Genomic DNA, 16685 nt, shown 5'->3' with positions numbered 1-16685 from the left:
GCGGCCCTTCTTTTTTGTCGCGGCCGGCTCAGCGCCCCGGCTCGGCCAGTCCCCGACGTTCGAGCAACGGCCCGATCTGCGGGTCGTGGCCGATGAACGCGCGAAACAGGCCGATCGCGTCGGCGCTGCCGCCGCGCGCGAGCACCATGCGGCGGAATCGCTCGCCGCTCTCGCGCTTCGCGCCGCCCTCGGCGCGGAACCACTGCGCCGTGTCTGCGTCGAGCACCTCACTCCAGATGTAGGCGTAATAGCCCGCGTCATAGCCACCGGTGAAGACATGCGCGAAGTAGCTGCTGCGATAGCGCGGTGGCACCTGCGCCAGCGCTACGCCGGCCTGCTGCAGCGCCTGCGTTTCGAAAGCCTCGACATCGTCGATCGTCACCGGTCCCGCCGCTTGCTGATACCACTGCTGGTCGAGCAGCGCTGCACCGAGATATTCGGTGGTCGCGAAGCCCTGGTTGAATTTCTGTGCCGCCAGGACCTTGTCGAGCAGCGCCGCCGGCATCGGCTCGCCGCTGCGATGATGACGCGCATAGTGGCGCAGCACCTCGGGATCGGTCGCCCACATTTCATTGAGCTGAGACGGATATTCGACGAAATCGCGGGGCACCGACGTCCCGGTGAACAGCGGATACTTCACGTCCGAGAACAAGCCATGCAGCGCGTGGCCGAACTCGTGGAACATCGTCGTCACCTCGTCGAAGCTCAGCAGCGTCGGTTCGCCGTCCGGCGGCTTCGGCACGTTGAGGTTGTTGACGACCACCGGCCGGGTTCCAAACAGGCCCGATTGCGAAACGAATTCGCTCATCCACGCGCCACCACGCTTGGCGTCACGCTTGTAGAAATCGGCGAGAAACAGGCCGAGCGGCGAGCCGTCTTCATTGAACACCTCGAAGACGCGGACGTCGGGGTGATAGACCGGCAGATCCTTGCGCTCGCTGAAGCTCAGCCCGTACAGGCGCTGCGCCGCATAGAACACGCCGTCGCGCAGCACACGATCCATCTCCAGATACGGCTTCATCTGCGACTCGTCGAAGTCGTAGCGGGCCTTGCGCAGCTTCTCGGCGTAGTACGCCCAGTCCCAGGCCGCCAGCTCGAACGTGCCGCCTTCGGCATCGACCAGCTGCTGCATGTCGGCCATCTCGCGTCGTGCATTGGCCACCGCCGCCGGCGCCAATTGGCCGAGCATCGCATTGACGGCTGCCGGCGTCCGCGCCGTCTCGTCGTCCAGAACGTACGCGGCGTGGCTGGCATAGCCGAGCAGCTCGGCGCGCCGCGCGGTCAGTCCGACGATCTGCAGGATGATGGCGCGATTGTCGAATGCGTTGCCGTTGGCGCCACGGGTGATGGAAGCACGGTAGACGCGTTCACGGACCGCGCGATTCTTCAGATCAGCCAACGGCGGCTGGCCGCTGGTGTTCATCAGCGTGATGACATATTTGCCATCGAGACCGCGCTGCTGCGCAGCCGCGGCAGCTGCGGCGATCTCGGCGTCACTCAGACCGTCGAGTTCGATGCGCTCGTCGACGACGACGGCCGCGGCATTGGTGTCCTTCAGCAGGTTCTGACTGAACTGGGTGTGCAATTCCGAAAGCTGCGCATTGATCTGGCGCAGCTCGGCCTTCTGCGCATCCGCCAGTTCAGCCCCGGCACGCACGAACATCGTGTGATAGCGCTCGAGCAGACGTGCGGATTCGGCGTCGAGTTCGAGCAGGCGTCGCGTGTTGTACAGCGCTTGCACGCGCGCGTAGAGCCGCGGATCAAGAAAGATCGCATCGCGATGCGCGGCCAGCTGCGGCGCCATGCGCGCCTGCAAGGCGTCAATGGCATCGTTGGTGTTCGACGCCGCCAGATTGAAGAACACCGCCGAGACACGGTTGAGCAAAGTGCCGGATCGTTCGAGCGCGACGATGGTGTTGTCGAAGCTCGGCGCCGCGGGATCATGCGCGATCGCGTCGACTTCGCGTCGCTGCTCGGCCATGCCGGCGACGAAGGCCGGTTCATAGTCGCCATCACCGATGCGATCGAACGGCGGCAGCGCGTACGGCAGGCTGCTCGGCCGCACGAACGGCTGGCTCGCCAGTTTCGAATCGGAATCGGCCAGCGCATCGCCGGCACTCATCATCAGGCCGGCCGTCAGGGCCAGCGAAGCGGAGGTTTTCATCGAGTCTCCGTAAGCTTGTCAGGGTTTTGACGCGGGCGCCGGCACGGCATGCGCCACACCCGCCTGACCGTCAAGCATAAGCGCAAGGCGCTGTCGCCACACTGTCACGCCCGGTTCCTAGAGTGACCGGATCGCCCGTCGTCGCCCGTATTCGCTTGTCGATTTCCACCCGCCTGCGTACCGCGCTGATCCTGCTGCTGACGTTCGCCGCCTACGGTGCCGCGATCGAATGGTGCTGCGGTTGGCGCCCATTATTGAACCTGTGGGTGGACCTGCCGTCGTGGCTGCTGGCGAGCTTTCTCGCCACATCACTGAGCAGCTGGCTACTGCGCGCACTGCGCCTCTACACCAGCTGTCCGGACATCCCCGCCGGCGCCTATCTGGTGAGCTTGCGTCTGCTGTGGCTGCACAATGCCTGCAATCTGCTGTTGCCGGCACGCGTCGGCGAAGCCGCCTTGCCGTGGCTCTTGCGGCGCCGTCTCGGGCTGGCCTGGCCGCGCGCTACCGGACTGCTGCTGTGGCTACGCCTGCTGGATCTGCATTGTGTCGCGGTGCTGGCGCTGCTGGCCCTCATGCAACGCGATCAAGGCGCAACCGCGGCGGGGCTGATCATGCTGGCGATGGGCGCCGCTGCGAGTATGCCGCTGCTCGCCTTCATCGTTCGCCGCCGCCTGCAGCAAGCCGACGCGACGCCGCTGTCGCACTGGCGTCAGGCGCTGACCGCGGTGCCGCCGTCGTCGCCGGCGCTGCTGCGCGAACTGGCGCTCAGCTGGTCGGCGTGGACGCTCAAGCTGGCAGGATTCGCGATCGTCCTGCGGACCATTGCCGGCACTGGATCAGCCGTTGCGCTGCTCGGCGCGATCGGCGGCGACGCCAGTACCTTGCTGCCGATCCACGCACCCGGCGGCGCCGGCACCTTCGAAGCCGGCGTCGTCCTCGGGATGTCCGCCGCCGGACAGGCCGTCGCCGCCGCCGTCACCCTGCACCTGCTGATCATCGGCACCACGCTCGGCACGGTGCTGCTGTCGCTGCCCGAACTGCCGGTCTTGAATCGCCATGATGCCCTCGCATGCTGAGCCCGGTGTCGCCGTTGCGCGGCCGCCGTCGCTGTCGATCGTCGTGCCGATCTACAACGAAGCCGACAACATCGCGCCGCTTGTGGCGCGTATTCACGAGGCGCTGGCCACCTACGGCGGCGACTGGGAGCTGTTGCTGGTCGACGATGGCAGTCGTGACGACAGCGCGGTGCGCATCGATGCCGAAAGCGCCCGTTACGGTCGGCACGTCCGTCGGCTCCGACACGCCCGTAACCGCGGCCAGACGGCGGCGATGCAGGCCGGCATCGATGCGGCGCGCGGCGAGCTGATCGCGACGATCGATGGCGATCTGCAGAACGATCCGTATGACATTGTGCGAATGATCGACGAACTGTACGCGCGCGATCTCGATCTGCTCTGCGGGCTGCGCGCCGATCGCAAGGATCACTGGTTATCGCGCAAGCTGCCGTCGCGCATCGCCAACCGCGTGATCGCGCGCGTCACCGGCGTGCGACTGCATGATTACGGCTGCAGTCTGAAGCTGATGCGCCGCGACGTGATCACCGGCGTACGCCTGTACGGCGAAATGCACCGTCTGATTCCGGTCTGGGTGGCCATGGTCACGTCACCAGAGCGCATCGGCGAAACGCCGGTCTGCCACCATCCGCGATTACACGGCAGGTCGAACTACGGACTGTCGCGGACCTTCCGCGTGATGCTCGATCTGCTGACGGCGTTCTTCTTTCTGCGCTTCCAGGCCCGCCCCGGCCACTTCTTCGGTGCGATCGGCCTGGCGCTGGGCGCGCTCGGCAGCATCGCGATGCTGCATCTGGCCTTCGTCAAATTCGTACTCGGTCACGACATCGGCGGCCGGCCACTGTTCTTCATCGCGATCCTGCTGTTGATGTTCGCCGCGCAGTTCGTCACCACCGGCATCCTCGCCGAAATCATGACGCGCATCCTGCATCAGCCGCGGCTGACGATCGACGCGCGCCGGCCGCTGGCGACGGATGCCGACTGGATGCGCACGCATGACTGAGCGCGGCTGCCTGTTGCTGTTTGCGGCCCTGGGCTTCCTGCTCGGAGCCTGGAATGTGCCGCTATTCGATCTCGACGAGGGCGCGTTCAGCGAGGCGACGCTGGAGATGCTCGACAGCGGCAACTACATCTCGACCACGCTCGACGACGCCCCGCGCTACGACAAGCCGATGCTGACCTACTGGCTGCAGGGCATCAGCGTGCATCTGCTCGGCCGTCACGAACTGGCGTTTCGCCTGCCGTCGATTCTCTGCGCGACATTGTGGATGTGGCTGATCTACGGCTTCGTCCGCGAGCGCGAACACGAACGCGGTGAAGCGCTGGTTGCGGCCGGTGCTGTGTCGCTGGGCCTGATGAGCAGCATCGTCGGCCATGCGGCGACAGCCGATGCGCTGCTCAATCTGCTGATCGCGTCGGCCGGCCTCGACATCTTCCGCTGGTACGAGCGGCCACGCCGCCGGCTGCTGATGCGCGTCTATCTGGCAATCGGCCTCGGCCTGCTCGCCAAAGGGCCGGTGGCACTGGCGATCCCCGGCGCCGCCTCGCTGATCTTCTTTGCCTCGCAGGGCCGGATGCGCCTGTGGTGGCGCGCCGTGCTCGATCCGCTCGGCTGGCTGCTGATCGCAGCAGTCGTCGCCCCGTGGGTGACCTTGTCCCTGCACCAGGACGGCGGCACGTTCCTACGCCATTTTCTGCTCGACCATAACGTCGGCCGCTACGAAGACACGATGCAGCATCACGGCGGCCACTGGTGGTTCTATCTGGCAGCGCTACCCGTCATCGTGCTGCCGTTCACCGGCGTGCTGCGCGCCGCGCTGTGGCCACAAGACGGCCACGATACCTTCGACCGTTATGGCCTGATCTGGTTCGTCGTGGTTCTGTTGCTGTTTTCGTTCTCGGCCACGCAGTTGCCGCATTACCTGCTCTACGGCGCCACGCCGTTGTTCGTGTTGATCGGCCGGCACCATCGTCAGGTCCGCTGGCGCCGCCTCGCCTTACTGCCGGCACTGCTGTTACTCGTACTGCTCGCCGCCCTGCCCTGGGCTCTGCCACGGATTGCCGCGCAGACGCATCGCGCCTACGAGTTCGGCGTGCTGACGCTTGCGGCGCCGCAGTTCGACATCGCGTACGCGCGATTCGCGGGTCTGGCGGTACTGATCGCACTCGGCGCGATCGCCGTCGCGCCGCGGCGCTGGCCGCTGGCACTGCTGCTGATCGCCGGCCTTCAGGCGGGGCTGATCTGGGGTGTCGCCGCACCGCGCTTCGCGCGCGCCTATCAGGAGCCGACTCGCGACGCGGCACTTCGCGCGCGCGATCTCCGGCTGCCGACCGTGAGCTATCGCACCCACCTGCCGAGTTTCAGCGTTTACCGCGGCGCGCCGACACCGTCCGGATTGCCGGCGCCCGGAACCCTGGTATTCGCGCGCATCGACAAGCTGGCCGCGCTGCATGACGCGCTGCCCGGTGTCGAGTGGAGCACCGAGTTTCAACGCGGAGGCGTCGCGCTGCTCCGCCGCGCGCCCTGAAGGAGATCCGCACATGTCCGCCACCCTGCTTCATCGCCTGCAGCAACCGCGGCCGACCGCCGACGACCATCGCTGGCTACTGATCGTCGCCGGCCAGATGACCGTATTCGCTGCGGCCTTGATCGCCGCCGGCGGCTACCACATCGGCTTTCACTGGCTCAACGACGCCGCGCGCCCGCTGTCGGCGCCGTTGCTGCAGAACATCACCCAGACCGGCGACAGCCTGGTCATGCTGAACCTGTTTCTGCTGCTGATCTGGCGCTATCCACAGGCCGTCTGGCACGCCGTGCTTGCGGCGCTGATCGCCACACTGCTGTCGCACGGCGTCAAGATCATCGCGCATCTGCCGCGCCCGGCCGGCGCGTTGGCCGCCGACAGCTTTCGCCTCATCGGTCCGGCCTGGCATCGCAACAGCTTCCCGTCCGGGCATACGGTCACGGCTTTCGTCGGCGCCGGCGTGCTGGCCTGCGCCACCCCGTCGATCGCGATGCGCGCGGTGCTGATACTGATGGCGATGGCAATCGGCGTCAGCCGCGTCGCGGTCGGCGCGCACTGGCCGGTCGACGTACTGACCGGCGCCGCCATCGGCCTGCTGTCGGTGTGGCTGGGGCTGTGCGCGATGCGCCGCTGCCGTTGGGGACTGCGGCTGCAGGGGCATCTGCTGATCGCCGCCCTGCTGGCGGGATGCGCCATCGCTGACGTCGTCCGCATGCCGGCATACCCGGACGCGTTGTGGATGGTCCGCACGATCAGCTGCCTGGGACTCGCGTCGGCGCTCTGGCGCTACGGATTCGCCACTCGCGGATACGCGATCACCGGCTTCGGCTGGCAGCGGCGTGCCGGCGGCGCATCGGTCTGATGCCAGGGTTCAGGATGGATTCACGGCGCGACCGTTAGCGTGCGCCGCCGCTCGCGAGACAGCGCGCCCGGTATCGGCAGCACAGACCGCCAGCAAACGACTTCTCAACGGCCGCGATCTGTCGCACGATGCGGCGCCAATGGCCGCCGTGATCGATGGCGACCCGCACAGAACAAGACTCAGGCAGGTGAGATGAACGACAGCAGCAAGGCGGACATCGGCAAGCAAGGCGCCGATCTGAATTCCCGCGCCCATACGCTCGGCGCGAACCGCTCGCTGACGCAGCGCCTCGGGATCGGCCTGCAGAACGGACTAGAAAGCTTCGTCGCCTGGGCATCGCGCGAACCCGATGCGCCGGTCTACGACAGCGCGCAGTTCCCCTGGACGCGCGAGCTGGAAGCAAACTGGATGCTGGTGCGCCGCGAACTCGAACAGGTGATGACGCAGCGCGACAATCTGCCGGCCTTCCACCAGATTCTCGACGAAGTCCGCACGATCACGACCGACGATCTGTGGAAGACCTACTGGCTGCTCAGCGCCGGCATGGACTGCTCGGAGAACCAGCGGCAGTGCCCGGAAACGACGCGCCTGCTGCGGCAGATTCCGGCGGCTTCGACCGCATTCTTTTCGATCCTGGCGCCCGGCAAGAAGATTCCGCCGCATCGCGGCGCCTACAACGGCATCCTGCGCTGTCATCTGGGCCTGATCGTGCCGCAGCCAGCCGAGCATGTGGCGATCCGCGTCGGCAATCAGATCTGCCATTGGCGCGAAGGCGAAACGTTGATTTTCGACGACAGTTTCAATCACGAAGTCTGGAACGACACCGACGGCTGGCGCGTGGTGTTGTTCATCGATTTCGCACGGCCGCTGCGCCAACCCTGGCATCTGATGAATCGCGCACTGCTCGGCACCGCGCAGTTCCTGCCGCTGCTGCGCCGCGCCAATGCGCGACACCGCGACTGGAAGCGACGCTTCTACACCAAGGCGGACTGAGGCTGCGGGCGGCTCACGCCGCGGGGCAGGCGATCGCCGAGGCGCTCGGCGCCTGCTGCGCGGCACGGATCAGCGCGCCGATCTGCGTCGCGACTGCCGTCACGCCCTGCTGCGCGCCGCTGACGTAGGCCGCGTAACCCGGCGCCACCGCCTGCTTCGACATCGTCGAGCAGGTCCAGCTGCGCGGCTTGCCGTCGGCGGCCTTGGCGCCGAGCTCGGTGACCGTCCACACCGCGTCGACCGTCACATCGTGCGCCAGCCAGCCTTCGAAGCGGCGTACGTCAACCAGCACGCGGTAGACCGGTGCATCCGGCGGCGCAACACCGGAGACATCCTGCACCCCGAGCTGTTGCGTCAGTGCCGACGACAGCGCGCCGCGCACCTCATCGGCCAGGGGACCGATCCAGCGGCGGGTCTCGACCAGCGCCAGCTCGCCGGAGCCCTGACGCACAATCAGCTCCGGCTGATCGACCTGCGGGGGAATGTTCACGCGCTGCACGTCGATGGCGTAGTCGCCGCCGCCGGCGCTCGATGCAGTCTGATGCGGTGGCGGCAGCAGCGTGTAGAAATGCGTACGGTCATGCGCGCACCCCGCCAGTAGCAGACCAGCAGCGAGCGCGGCAGCGACGCCGGCCCTGTAATGGAAGCGGCTCATTTGTCGTTCTCCGATTTGCCATCGCCGCTCGGTTCGGTGCCATTGGGCTTGCCGAACACCAGTGACTCGGGGTGGCGCTTGAGGTAGTCGGCAAGCTCGCGCAGCGAACGCGCCATGCGATCGACCGATTGCAGCGTGTCCTGCGCATTGCGCTGCAGCGGCGAGCCGCTCGACAGCATGTTCTGATTGGCCGCCTGCAAGGCCTGCTGGGCCTGCTCGATCATCTGCTTGGCCTGCGGCGCGACCTCGGTGTCGAGCTGGCGCAACAGGCTGTCGGCATTCTTCAGCGTGCTGTTGAGGTTCTGCCCGATTTCGTCGAACGGAATGCGGTCGAGCTTGTTGACGATGTCGCTGATCTGCTGCTGGATCTCCTCGAGACCGCCGGACGACGTCGGCAGCTCGAACGGCTGCGCGTCGGGGTCGACCTTGATCTTTTTCGCCTTGCGATCGAAGTCGAGCGATACATAGAGCTGACCGGTCAGCAGATTGCCCGGGCGCATCTGCGCACGCAGCCCATAGCCGGCCATTCGCGCGAAGAACGCCGGCCCGGCCTTGCGCTCGTCGCCGCTGCGCTCGATCTGGCGCTTGAACAAGGCGCCGAGCCGATCCGGATACACGCGGGCGTCGACGACCGCGACGAGCTGGCGCTTGGTCCGATCGAAGTCCAGCGACGTGGCGGTGACGTTGCCGATCTCGATGCCGCGGAAATCGACCGGCGCACCGACCTTCAGACCGCGCATCGACTGATCGAAGCGCATGCGCACCTCCATCGCCACGCCGTCCGGCGGCGCCATCGCACTGGTGCGATCGCCGAACAGACCGAAATGGGTGTTCTCCGGTGCCGGCTGATCGGCGCCGCCGACCGGGGCCTCGAAGGCAACGCCGCCGGCCACCACGGCCGCCAGCGATTCGGTGTCGAGCCGGAACCCGGCGGCGTTGACCGACAGATCGACGCCGCTGGCATTCCAGAAGCGCGTGTTGGCGGTCACGAAGTGATCATAGGGCGCGTTGACGAAGACCTCGAGCGTCACGCCGCGGCCATCGTCGCGCAGCTTGTCGGCGACCACACGGCCGACCTGGACGCGGCGGAAATAGACCGGCGAGCCGATGTCGAGCGAGCCGAGATCGGAGGCCTCGAGCACGAAGCGTCGCCCCTTCTGGTCGGTGGTCACCGCCGGCGGCACTTCCAGGCCGGTGAACTCGGAGCGACTCTTGTCCGAGTGTCCGACGTCGATGCCGATGTAGGCGCCGGACAGCAGGGTGTTGAGGCCCGACACGCCGCCGAGACCGATGCGCGGACGGACGATCCAGAAGCGCGTGTCATCGACCGCCAGGTCGGCAGCGTCATTGGTCAATTCGACGCGCACCAGCACATGCTGGTGATCGTCGCTGAGACGAATGCGCTTGACCTTGCCGACCACGACATCCTTGTAGCGCACTTCGGTGGTGCCGGCTTCCAGGCCCTCGGCGCTGAGAAAACTGATCGTGATCAGCGGCCCCGATGCCAGCCACGCGCGCAGCAGCAGGATGAACCCGGCCAGCGCCGCGACCGCCGGTACCAGCCAGATCAGCGACAGGCTCCAGCGCCGGCCGGTGCGGACTTCCGGTTTCGGGAACGGGGTTTCGGGTTCGTTCGATGTAGGGTCGCTCATGAAGGATTCTCGTCCGGAAACTCGTCCCAGATCAGTCGCGGGTCGAAACTCATCGATGCCAGCATCGTCAGCACGACGACGGCACCGAAGGCAATCGCGCCGGGGCCGGCATGCACTTCGGCAACCTTGCCGAAGTCGACCAGCGAAACCAGCAGCGCGACGACGAAGACGTCGAGCATCGACCATTGGCCGACGAATTCGAGGATGCGGTAAAGCCGTGCGCGGCCGCGCCGCGCCCAGCGCGAGCGCCGGCGCGCACTGATCAGCAGGATCGTCAGCGTGACGATCTTGAGGATGGGCACGCAAATACTGGCGACGAACACGATCAGCGCCAGATCCCAGGAGCCGTCCTCCCAGAGCACGCGAATGCCGCCGATGATCGTGCTGTTCAAGTCGTAGATCAGCGTCTTGGTGCGCATGATCGGCAAGGTGTTGGCCGGGATGTACAACACGGCCGCCGCGATCAGAAACGCCCAGCTGCGGCGCAGGCTGTCGAACTTGCGATGGTGCAACGGCGCGTCGCAGCGCGGACAGCACGGATGCTCGATGTAGGCGGTCTCGCGGCAGACCATGCCGCAGGCTTCGCACGGCAGCAGGCCCATCTCGGTTGCGGTGCGGTACTTCATTCGACGAGCCTGTCGCGCGCATCCCACAGCAGGCGCAGGTCGAAGGCGTTGATCAGCGCCAACAGGAACGTCAGCGCACCGAGCGCATAGAGTCCCGGCTCGGCACGGACCGACGCCATGCCGGCCATCTTGACGACCGCGACCAGTGCGCCGATCAGATAGACCTCGACCATGCTCCACGGCCGCATCAGACGCAGGGCGTGCATGAGGTCAACGAAGCCCGGCGGATCGCGGTGCAGCATGATCAGGCTCGTCAACAGATAGCCGAGCAGCACGATCTGCGTCAGCGGAAACAGCACGACGGCGAGCGCCGTCATCACCGCGATCGGGCCGACCCCGCTGTGCCACGCGGCCGCAACCGAGTCGATCAGCGTGCTGGCGTGATCGATACCGTTCATCTGCATCGAAATCAGCGGATAGGCGTTGGCGATCACGAACAGGAACAGGCTGGTGACGACCAGCGCCAACATGGTCTGCAGGTGCATTGCCGGCGCACGGTACAGCTCCGCGCCGCAACGAACGCAGCACGCACTCTGCTTGCGGATCAGATCCGCACGCTGATAGACCACGTCGCAGTGCTCGCAGACAATGAATTCGCTAGGGTGCATCGAACGGCGGCCGTCGCAGCCACCTCTCCCGCTCGGCTATCCAGACGCGCAGTCTAGATCGCGCCATGCTGATTTGGCACTGAACGTTAGCCGGCCGGCTCGGGATCGGGGCGATTGCGCATCCAGTCGGCGACCGGCACCAGGGCCGCCAACAGCTCATCGGCCAGCACCGATTCGACCTCGACATCGCGCAGCGCCACCGCCATGCACGCCAGCCACTGATCGCGCTCGTCGCTGGTAATGGTGAACGGCAGATGCCGCGCGCGCAGTCGCGGGTGGCCGAAGCGCTCGACATAGTGCGACGCGCCGCCGGTCCAGCCACAGAGATACCAGTACAGCTTGTCGCGCGAGCCGCTCAGGTCGGCCGGGTGTTGCGCGCGCAGACCGGCGAACGCCGGCTGGCAGTCCATTTGATCGTAGAAACGGTCGACGATCGCGCGGATCGCCGGTTCGCCGCCTAGGCGGTCATGCAGGGATTCGGACATTGCCACATCGGAATAAGGGGACGATGACGGCCACGTGCGTTGCCGCGGCCGCCATCTCCCATCATAGCCCGAGTCCGGCTTGCCGCCGTCATCAGGCCGCGCGCGAGCGCACCAGCACCGGCGCCTGCCGATCTTCGGTGCGGAAGCGCGCGACCAGCGTCGCCAGCGATTCGGCGCGCCCACTCATCGCCTTCGACGCGGCCGCCGCCTGCTCCACCATCGCCGCATTCTGCTGCGTGCCCTGATCCATCTGCGTCACAGCCTGATTGATCTGGCGAATCCCGTCGCTCTGTTCGCGCGTGGTGTTGGCGATGTCGCGCATGAAGCCAGCGACGCGTCCGATCGATTCGACGATCGACTGCATCGTCCCCCCGGCGTCCTGCACCAGCGCCGTGCCGCTGTCGACCTGCGCGACCGACTGCGAGATCAGCTCGTTGATCTCGCGGGCGGCCGTCGCGCTGCGCTGCGCCAGGCTGCGCACCTCGCCGGCAACGACCGCAAAGCCGCGTCCTTCGGCGCCGGCGCGCGCCGCCTCGACGGCGGCATTGAGCGCCAGAATATTGGTCTGGAAGGCGATGCCGTCGATCACGCCGATGATTTCCTCGATGCGCCGGCTCGACTTGTGGATGTTCTGCATCGTCGCCACGACCTGCGCGACCACTGCACCGCCGCGTTCGGCCACCTGCCGCGCGTCCTCGGTCAGCTTCACCGCATCGTGTGCGTTGTCGGCGCTCTGCTGGACGCTGGTCGTCAGCTCTTCGAGTGAACTGGCGGTTTCCTCCAGGCTGGACGCCTGTTGCTCGGTGCGCACCGACAGGTCGGCGTTGCCGGCCGCAATTTCGCGCGCCGCGGTGTGAATCTCGTCACTGCCGTCGCGCACCTCGCCGACGATGTGATTGAGCTTCTCCACCGACGCCCGCACATGATCGGCGAGTTCCGCATAGCGGCCCTGCCCATCGATCGCACCGGCCGCGCGCAGGTCACCCTCGGCCAAGGCCGCCATCTGCTGGCCCAAGGCCGTCATGACCGCGTCGACGGCATCGAGAAGACGATTGATGCCGCCGCCCAGTTCGTGCTGATAACCGCTCAGACCGTCGAGCGCGACACGCCCATCGAGCTCCCCACGCACGGCGGCGTCGACCACGCGCTGCTGCTCGGCACAGAACGTCGACAGGAAGCTCACCGTATGATTGGTCTGCTGCTGCAGGCGGCCCAGCATGCCCAGGCCGTCGAACTCGATGCGCCGCTCGAGTTCGCCGCGCCCCACCGCTTCGAGCACGTCGACGGCCTCTTGCATCGCCCCTTCGAGCCGCTCACAGGCGACATTGATGTCGTGGGCCAGATCGACGATCACGCCGCTGTGGCCGTCGGTGCCGACGCGTCGCGAGAAGTCGCCGGCCGACTGCGCCTGCACGACGTCGCGCACCTCGCCGAGGATGGCCGCAAGCGACGTCGCCAGTTCGTGCGTTGCCGCTGCAATGCTACCCGGCGCGGCTTGCGCCAGGGTCGCGTCACCGCTGATATCGCCCATCGCCATGGCCTGCGCGCGCTGCGCCAGATCGCGCGGATCGGCGCCAACCAGCAGGCTTTCCCGGCGCAGGTTCAATGCGATCAGACACAGGATCGCCGACTCCAGCACCACGTAGAGCGCATGGATCAGCACGATGTGCCAGCCAGTGTTGGCGGCGAACACCCAGACGCCGAGCCCACGACGCTGCAGCCAGTCGAAACCCAGGTGGTGAACCGCGATAAAGGCGGCGGCGGCAATGACCGGAACCCAGTCGCGGTAAAGCAGCAGAAATGCGAGCAGCACGAAGATGCCGAAATGCAGCTCGATCATGCCGTGTCCCTGATGAATCATCAGCGCCGACATCGCCATGAACGCGCAGCCGATCATCACGCGCGTCATCGCATGGCCCGGCCACAGCCGCACCTGCACGGTACTCAGGACCACGGTCGGCGCACCGACCAGCAGTACCGCACGCCAGGTCTCGTGCCACGGGGCGAGGCCGACGCTGGCGATCAGCAGCAACCAGATCAGCGCCAGAAACATGCGGTCCGCGTGGGCACGCAGCTGAGTCAGATAGGCAAGTGTCGTATTCATGTTTTTGAACCTTCGTAAAGTCGTGAGTCGTCGCCGCCGCACTGGCAACGCAAGCCCAGACCGATCGGCATCGCGCCATTGCGATGACCGGCCAGCGTCGAGATCAGCAACGCCACGGCCGCTCGCGGCGAGCCGCACAGGGGACCGCCCTGGGTACTACCGGCCGCGACGATCTCGCCATCGGCCGCGAACAACAGCAGGTCCTGACCAGGCACCAGAGCCGCATTCGGCAGCGCCGCCGTCGCCGAGGCTTGCTCGAAGGCCACGCCGGCGCGCGCCGTCAGCACGCGCAGGGTCTGGGTATCGAGCGTCGGCGCTGCGGCACACGGACAGCGCAGAGCGGGCAGCTGGACCAGGGTGCCGCGCGCCGTCTCTGCCGCATGCTGCAAGCGCCATTGCCGCAGCTGCGGAGCGGCCGCGGCCAGTGCCGCCACCGCGTCGTTGCGTTGTGCCTGCGCCGGCGCGATGAACGCCATCCAGAAACCCGACAGCGCGAGCGTCATCCAGATTGCGAAGACCGTGATCGGGCCGGCCGCGATCATGCGGCGCGCAGACAGCAACGGGCGCACTCCACTCCTCCTGATGGCCGGGCCTCTTCAGGGCCGTTCACGAGCACTAGCGGCGCGGCGCCACGGCGGCGCAGGCACGGCATGACGAACGGCTGGGCGCAGCGGCTGCGCGGCACGGCGGGCGGGATCTACGGCGGCGGTCGCAGATCAGGTGGCGTCTGTGCCAGCAGGGTGTTGACCTCATCGACGATGGTGCCGATCGAGGCCTTGGGGTCATAGCCGGTATGCGTATAAGCCACGCGGCCATCACGATCGATGATGAACATGCGCGGGATCATGCGAACGCCATAGCGGTCACCAGCCCGGCCATCGGCATCGCTGCTGAGCGTCAGCTCGGCCGGCCCGAGCTGCGCGACCAGGGCCGGGAACCGGCCTCGTGCCTCATGCCAGTTGACGGCGATCACACGCAGGCGCTGCGCACCAGCACTGCGCTGCAATCGCTCAAGCAGCACCAGCTCGTCACGGCACGGCGCGCACCACGACGCCCAGAACGTCAGCACGATGACACGGCCACGGTAGTCGCTGATCCGTACCGGGCGGCCGTGCACCGTCATGCCGACCGCGTCCGGCGCGATATCGCCCGGCATCGGCGGTGCGGTCGGCGCCGCGATCGACGGCGCCGACAACATCAGAAGCAGCGCGCCTAGCGCAGAGAGCCACCGGATCGACATCGGCGCAGTGTAGCGCCGCAGCGCCACCCGCCCGCGCGGTTCTTTGCTTATACCGTTTCGGAACATGGGGCCGGCGCGCAGCCGCCTTCCCTTACACTTCGCGTCCGCCGTACCGAAGCAGGAAGACCGCCGTGTCCACCGTCGCCACCGCCCCCAGTGTGCCGCCGAGCCCCGTGCCCGCCCTCAGCGAGGCGCAGATCGTCGAACTCAATGCGCGCTATGCCCAGCTCGACTTCTCCGAACGCATTCGCCAGTTGTATCGCGAGTTCGACGTCGACCGGGTGCTGGTGACCTCGTCGTTCGCCGCCACCTCGGCCTATTTTCTGCACCTGATCTCGCGCATCGAGCCGCGCCAGAAGTTCGCGTTCATCGACACCGGCTACCACTTTCCGGAGACGCTGGCCTACCGCGACTACCTGACCGAGCTGTTCGGACTGAAGGTCTTCAGCCTGCAGGCCGAAGGCTGGAAGCATCAGTTCACGGTCGACGACAAAACCTACGAGCGCGATCCGGACTTCTGCTGCGCGATCAACAAGGTCGAGCCGCTCGACGCAGTCAAGCCGAACTACGACATCTGGGTGTCGAGCCTGATGCGCTCGGATACCGAGCATCGCGCACAGCTCGACATCTTCGAGATTCGCGGCGGCATCGTGAAATTCAATCCGATGATCGACGTCACCCACGCGCAGCGCGACGCCTATATCCGCGAGCACGATCTGCCCTTCCATCCGCTGGTCGCCAAGGGCTATCAATCCATCGGTTGCGTGCACTGCACGGTGCCGGGCGAAGGTCGCAGCGGGCGCTGGATCGGCAAGCCGAAGACCGAGTGCGGCCTGCACCGCTGAACGGCGTGGGGCCGCGCGTTACGATGCGCGCATGAGTGAAACGGTTCGTCTCGATCAGTGGCTGTGGGCCGCGCGCTTCTTTCGTACCCGCACGCTGGCCAAGGAAGCCATCGAGGCCGGCCATGTGCGCTGCGACGGCGAGCGCTGCAAGGTCGCCAAGAGCGTGCATGCCGGCATGAACTTGACGGTGCGCCGCGGCGGCGAGGAATTTGCCGTGGTGGTGGCCGGCTTGTCGACCGTGCGTGGTGGCGCACCGCAGGCGCAGCAGCTTTACGACGAGACGCCCGACAGCACCGCTCGCCGCGAACAGGCGCGCCTGATGCGCCAGGCCGCAGGACCGAGCTTCGGCAACGAACGTCCGAGCAAGAAGGGCCGGCGCATGATCGAGCGCCTCAAGCGCGATTGGGGCCAGGATTGAAGCGCCGGCAGCCATTGCCGTCCGTGCTCGCGAAGACCATCACGACCCCATGCCCATAAAAAATCCCGCCGCGACGCAAGGCCGCGGCGGGGTCGAAGACCCGCACCGTTACTCGGTGGCGGTCTTCAGGCGAAGGTCGTTCTTCACGTCCTTCACGCCATTCACGTGTTTCGTGACGTCGACGGCCTGATCGATCTGCGCCGACGAGATCACGAAGCCGGACAGTTGCACGACGCCGTTTTCAGTCTCGACGCTGATGTCGGTCGACTTCAGACCCTTCTCGGCCAGCAGCGCGGCCTTGACCTTGGCGGTCGTCGCCGAATCGGAGATGTATTGCGCGGTCTCGTCCTTCTTGGTCGCTGCATCGGCCTGCGCCAGCATCGGCACGGCGGTGAACGTCATCGTCGCTGCAATCAACATCGCTTTCATCTTCAT

Annotated in this window: 17 protein-coding genes; 7 read left to right on the top strand and 10 right to left on the bottom strand. The window is 66.6% G+C overall.

What is annotated here, in order from left to right:
* Positions 1-28 precede the first annotated feature (28 nt).
* Positions 29-2164 carry a M3 family metallopeptidase gene (locus G7Y82_RS15235; protein ID WP_168148997.1) on the bottom strand — a complete coding sequence of 712 codons (2136 nt, stop codon included), beginning with the start codon at positions 2162-2164 and terminating at the stop codon, positions 29-31.
* A 122-nt stretch (positions 2165-2286) separates the two neighbouring features.
* Here G7Y82_RS15235 and G7Y82_RS15230 point away from each other — a divergent pair, with 122 nt between their 5' ends.
* The 5 genes from G7Y82_RS15230 (at position 2287) to G7Y82_RS15210 (ending at position 7617) form a co-directional block, all read left to right on the top strand.
* Positions 2287-3240, top strand: a complete 954-nt coding sequence (locus tag G7Y82_RS15230; RefSeq protein ID WP_168148996.1) for a lysylphosphatidylglycerol synthase domain-containing protein — start codon at positions 2287-2289, stop codon at positions 3238-3240.
* Positions 3221-4240: a glycosyltransferase family 2 protein gene (locus tag G7Y82_RS15225; RefSeq protein WP_168148995.1), complete on the top strand. Its 1020-nt coding sequence runs from the start codon at positions 3221-3223 to the stop codon at positions 4238-4240. The genes G7Y82_RS15230 and G7Y82_RS15225 overlap by 20 nt, the downstream gene beginning before the upstream one ends.
* Complete coding sequence (locus tag G7Y82_RS15220; RefSeq protein WP_168148994.1) at positions 4233-5765, top strand: ArnT family glycosyltransferase; 1533 nt, start codon at positions 4233-4235, stop codon at positions 5763-5765. The genes G7Y82_RS15225 and G7Y82_RS15220 overlap by 8 nt, the downstream gene beginning before the upstream one ends.
* A 13-nt stretch (positions 5766-5778) precedes the next feature.
* Positions 5779-6624 carry a phosphatase PAP2 family protein gene (locus G7Y82_RS15215; RefSeq protein ID WP_168148993.1) on the top strand — a complete coding sequence of 282 codons (846 nt, stop codon included), beginning with the start codon at positions 5779-5781 and terminating at the stop codon, positions 6622-6624.
* A gap of 192 nt (positions 6625-6816) precedes the next feature.
* Positions 6817-7617, top strand: a complete 801-nt coding sequence (locus G7Y82_RS15210) for an aspartyl/asparaginyl beta-hydroxylase domain-containing protein (RefSeq protein WP_168148992.1) — start codon at positions 6817-6819, stop codon at positions 7615-7617.
* 13 nt (positions 7618-7630) lie between these two features.
* On the opposite strand, the gene G7Y82_RS15205 is transcribed toward G7Y82_RS15210, so the two are convergent.
* The 8 genes from G7Y82_RS15205 to G7Y82_RS15170 form a co-directional block, all read right to left on the bottom strand.
* Entirely contained in the window at positions 7631-8272 is a 642-nt protein-coding gene (locus G7Y82_RS15205) for a PqiC family protein (protein ID WP_168148991.1), read from the bottom strand.
* Positions 8269-9954: a PqiB family protein gene (locus G7Y82_RS15200; protein WP_436286680.1), complete on the bottom strand. Its 1686-nt coding sequence runs from the start codon at positions 9952-9954 to the stop codon at positions 8269-8271. The genes G7Y82_RS15205 and G7Y82_RS15200 overlap by 4 nt, the downstream gene beginning before the upstream one ends.
* Positions 9921-10550, bottom strand: coding sequence for a paraquat-inducible protein A (locus G7Y82_RS15195; RefSeq protein WP_168148989.1), 630 nt, complete (start codon positions 10548-10550; stop codon positions 9921-9923). The genes G7Y82_RS15200 and G7Y82_RS15195 overlap by 34 nt, the downstream gene beginning before the upstream one ends.
* A complete protein-coding gene (locus G7Y82_RS15190; RefSeq protein WP_168148988.1) occupies positions 10547-11158 on the bottom strand; it encodes a paraquat-inducible protein A in 612 nt (203 codons plus the stop codon). The genes G7Y82_RS15195 and G7Y82_RS15190 overlap by 4 nt, the downstream gene beginning before the upstream one ends.
* 86 nt (positions 11159-11244) lie before the next feature.
* The gene (locus G7Y82_RS15185; RefSeq protein WP_168148987.1) at positions 11245-11643 is read right to left on the bottom strand and encodes a group II truncated hemoglobin; all 399 of its coding nucleotides are present in this window, start codon (positions 11641-11643) and stop codon (positions 11245-11247) included.
* A gap of 91 nt (positions 11644-11734) precedes the next feature.
* The gene (locus G7Y82_RS15180) at positions 11735-13747 is read right to left on the bottom strand and encodes a methyl-accepting chemotaxis protein (RefSeq protein ID WP_168148986.1); all 2013 of its coding nucleotides are present in this window, start codon (positions 13745-13747) and stop codon (positions 11735-11737) included.
* Positions 13744-14316 (bottom strand): DUF6436 domain-containing protein, encoded by a 573-nt coding sequence (locus G7Y82_RS15175; protein WP_168148985.1) that lies wholly within the window; start codon positions 14314-14316, stop codon positions 13744-13746. The genes G7Y82_RS15180 and G7Y82_RS15175 overlap by 4 nt, the downstream gene beginning before the upstream one ends.
* A 128-nt stretch (positions 14317-14444) precedes the next feature.
* On the bottom strand, positions 14445-14945 hold the full coding sequence (locus G7Y82_RS15170; protein ID WP_168148984.1) for a TlpA disulfide reductase family protein: 501 nt from the start codon (positions 14943-14945) through the stop codon (positions 14445-14447).
* Between the two features lie 173 nt (positions 14946-15118).
* Here G7Y82_RS15170 and G7Y82_RS15165 point away from each other — a divergent pair, with 173 nt between their 5' ends.
* Together G7Y82_RS15165 and G7Y82_RS15160 are read left to right on the top strand one after the other, a co-directional pair.
* A complete protein-coding gene (locus G7Y82_RS15165) occupies positions 15119-15832 on the top strand; it encodes a phosphoadenylyl-sulfate reductase (RefSeq protein ID WP_436286679.1) in 714 nt (237 codons plus the stop codon).
* Between the two features lie 31 nt (positions 15833-15863).
* A complete protein-coding gene (locus G7Y82_RS15160) occupies positions 15864-16250 on the top strand; it encodes an RNA-binding S4 domain-containing protein (RefSeq protein WP_168148983.1) in 387 nt (128 codons plus the stop codon).
* A gap of 108 nt (positions 16251-16358) precedes the next feature.
* Here the strand turns inward: G7Y82_RS15160 and G7Y82_RS15155 are convergent, their stop codons facing one another.
* Positions 16359-16685, bottom strand: a complete 327-nt coding sequence (locus G7Y82_RS15155) for a BON domain-containing protein (protein ID WP_168148982.1) — start codon at positions 16683-16685, stop codon at positions 16359-16361.

Source organism: Solimonas marina (assembly GCF_012241385.1).
Lineage (GTDB): Bacteria > Pseudomonadota > Gammaproteobacteria > Nevskiales > Nevskiaceae > Solimonas > Solimonas marina.
The sequence above is the reverse complement of the archived record's forward strand: the minus strand, read 5'-3'. Positions and strand labels throughout refer to the sequence as shown.

Coding starts and splice junctions, on each gene's coding strand:
- G7Y82_RS15155 (WP_168148982.1), bottom strand. CDS start 16,685: ATGAAGATGAAAGCGATGTTGATTGCAGCGACGATGACGTTCACCGCC.
- G7Y82_RS15180 (WP_168148986.1), bottom strand. CDS start 13,747: ATGAATACGACACTTGCCTATCTGACTCAGCTGCGTGCCCACGCGGAC.
- G7Y82_RS15235 (WP_168148997.1), bottom strand. CDS start 2,164: ATGAAAACCTCCGCTTCGCTGGCCCTGACGGCCGGCCTGATGATGAGT.
- G7Y82_RS15210 (WP_168148992.1), top strand. CDS start 6,817: ATGAACGACAGCAGCAAGGCGGACATCGGCAAGCAAGGCGCCGATCTG.
- G7Y82_RS15160 (WP_168148983.1), top strand. CDS start 15,864: ATGAGTGAAACGGTTCGTCTCGATCAGTGGCTGTGGGCCGCGCGCTTC.
- G7Y82_RS15185 (WP_168148987.1), bottom strand. CDS start 11,643: ATGTCCGAATCCCTGCATGACCGCCTAGGCGGCGAACCGGCGATCCGC.
- G7Y82_RS15215 (WP_168148993.1), top strand. CDS start 5,779: ATGTCCGCCACCCTGCTTCATCGCCTGCAGCAACCGCGGCCGACCGCC.
- G7Y82_RS15225 (WP_168148995.1), top strand. CDS start 3,221: ATGATGCCCTCGCATGCTGAGCCCGGTGTCGCCGTTGCGCGGCCGCCG.
- G7Y82_RS15205 (WP_168148991.1), bottom strand. CDS start 8,272: ATGAGCCGCTTCCATTACAGGGCCGGCGTCGCTGCCGCGCTCGCTGCT.
- G7Y82_RS15195 (WP_168148989.1), bottom strand. CDS start 10,550: ATGAAGTACCGCACCGCAACCGAGATGGGCCTGCTGCCGTGCGAAGCC.
- G7Y82_RS15220 (WP_168148994.1), top strand. CDS start 4,233: ATGACTGAGCGCGGCTGCCTGTTGCTGTTTGCGGCCCTGGGCTTCCTG.
- G7Y82_RS15190 (WP_168148988.1), bottom strand. CDS start 11,158: ATGCACCCTAGCGAATTCATTGTCTGCGAGCACTGCGACGTGGTCTAT.
- G7Y82_RS15170 (WP_168148984.1), bottom strand. CDS start 14,945: ATGTTGTCGGCGCCGTCGATCGCGGCGCCGACCGCACCGCCGATGCCG.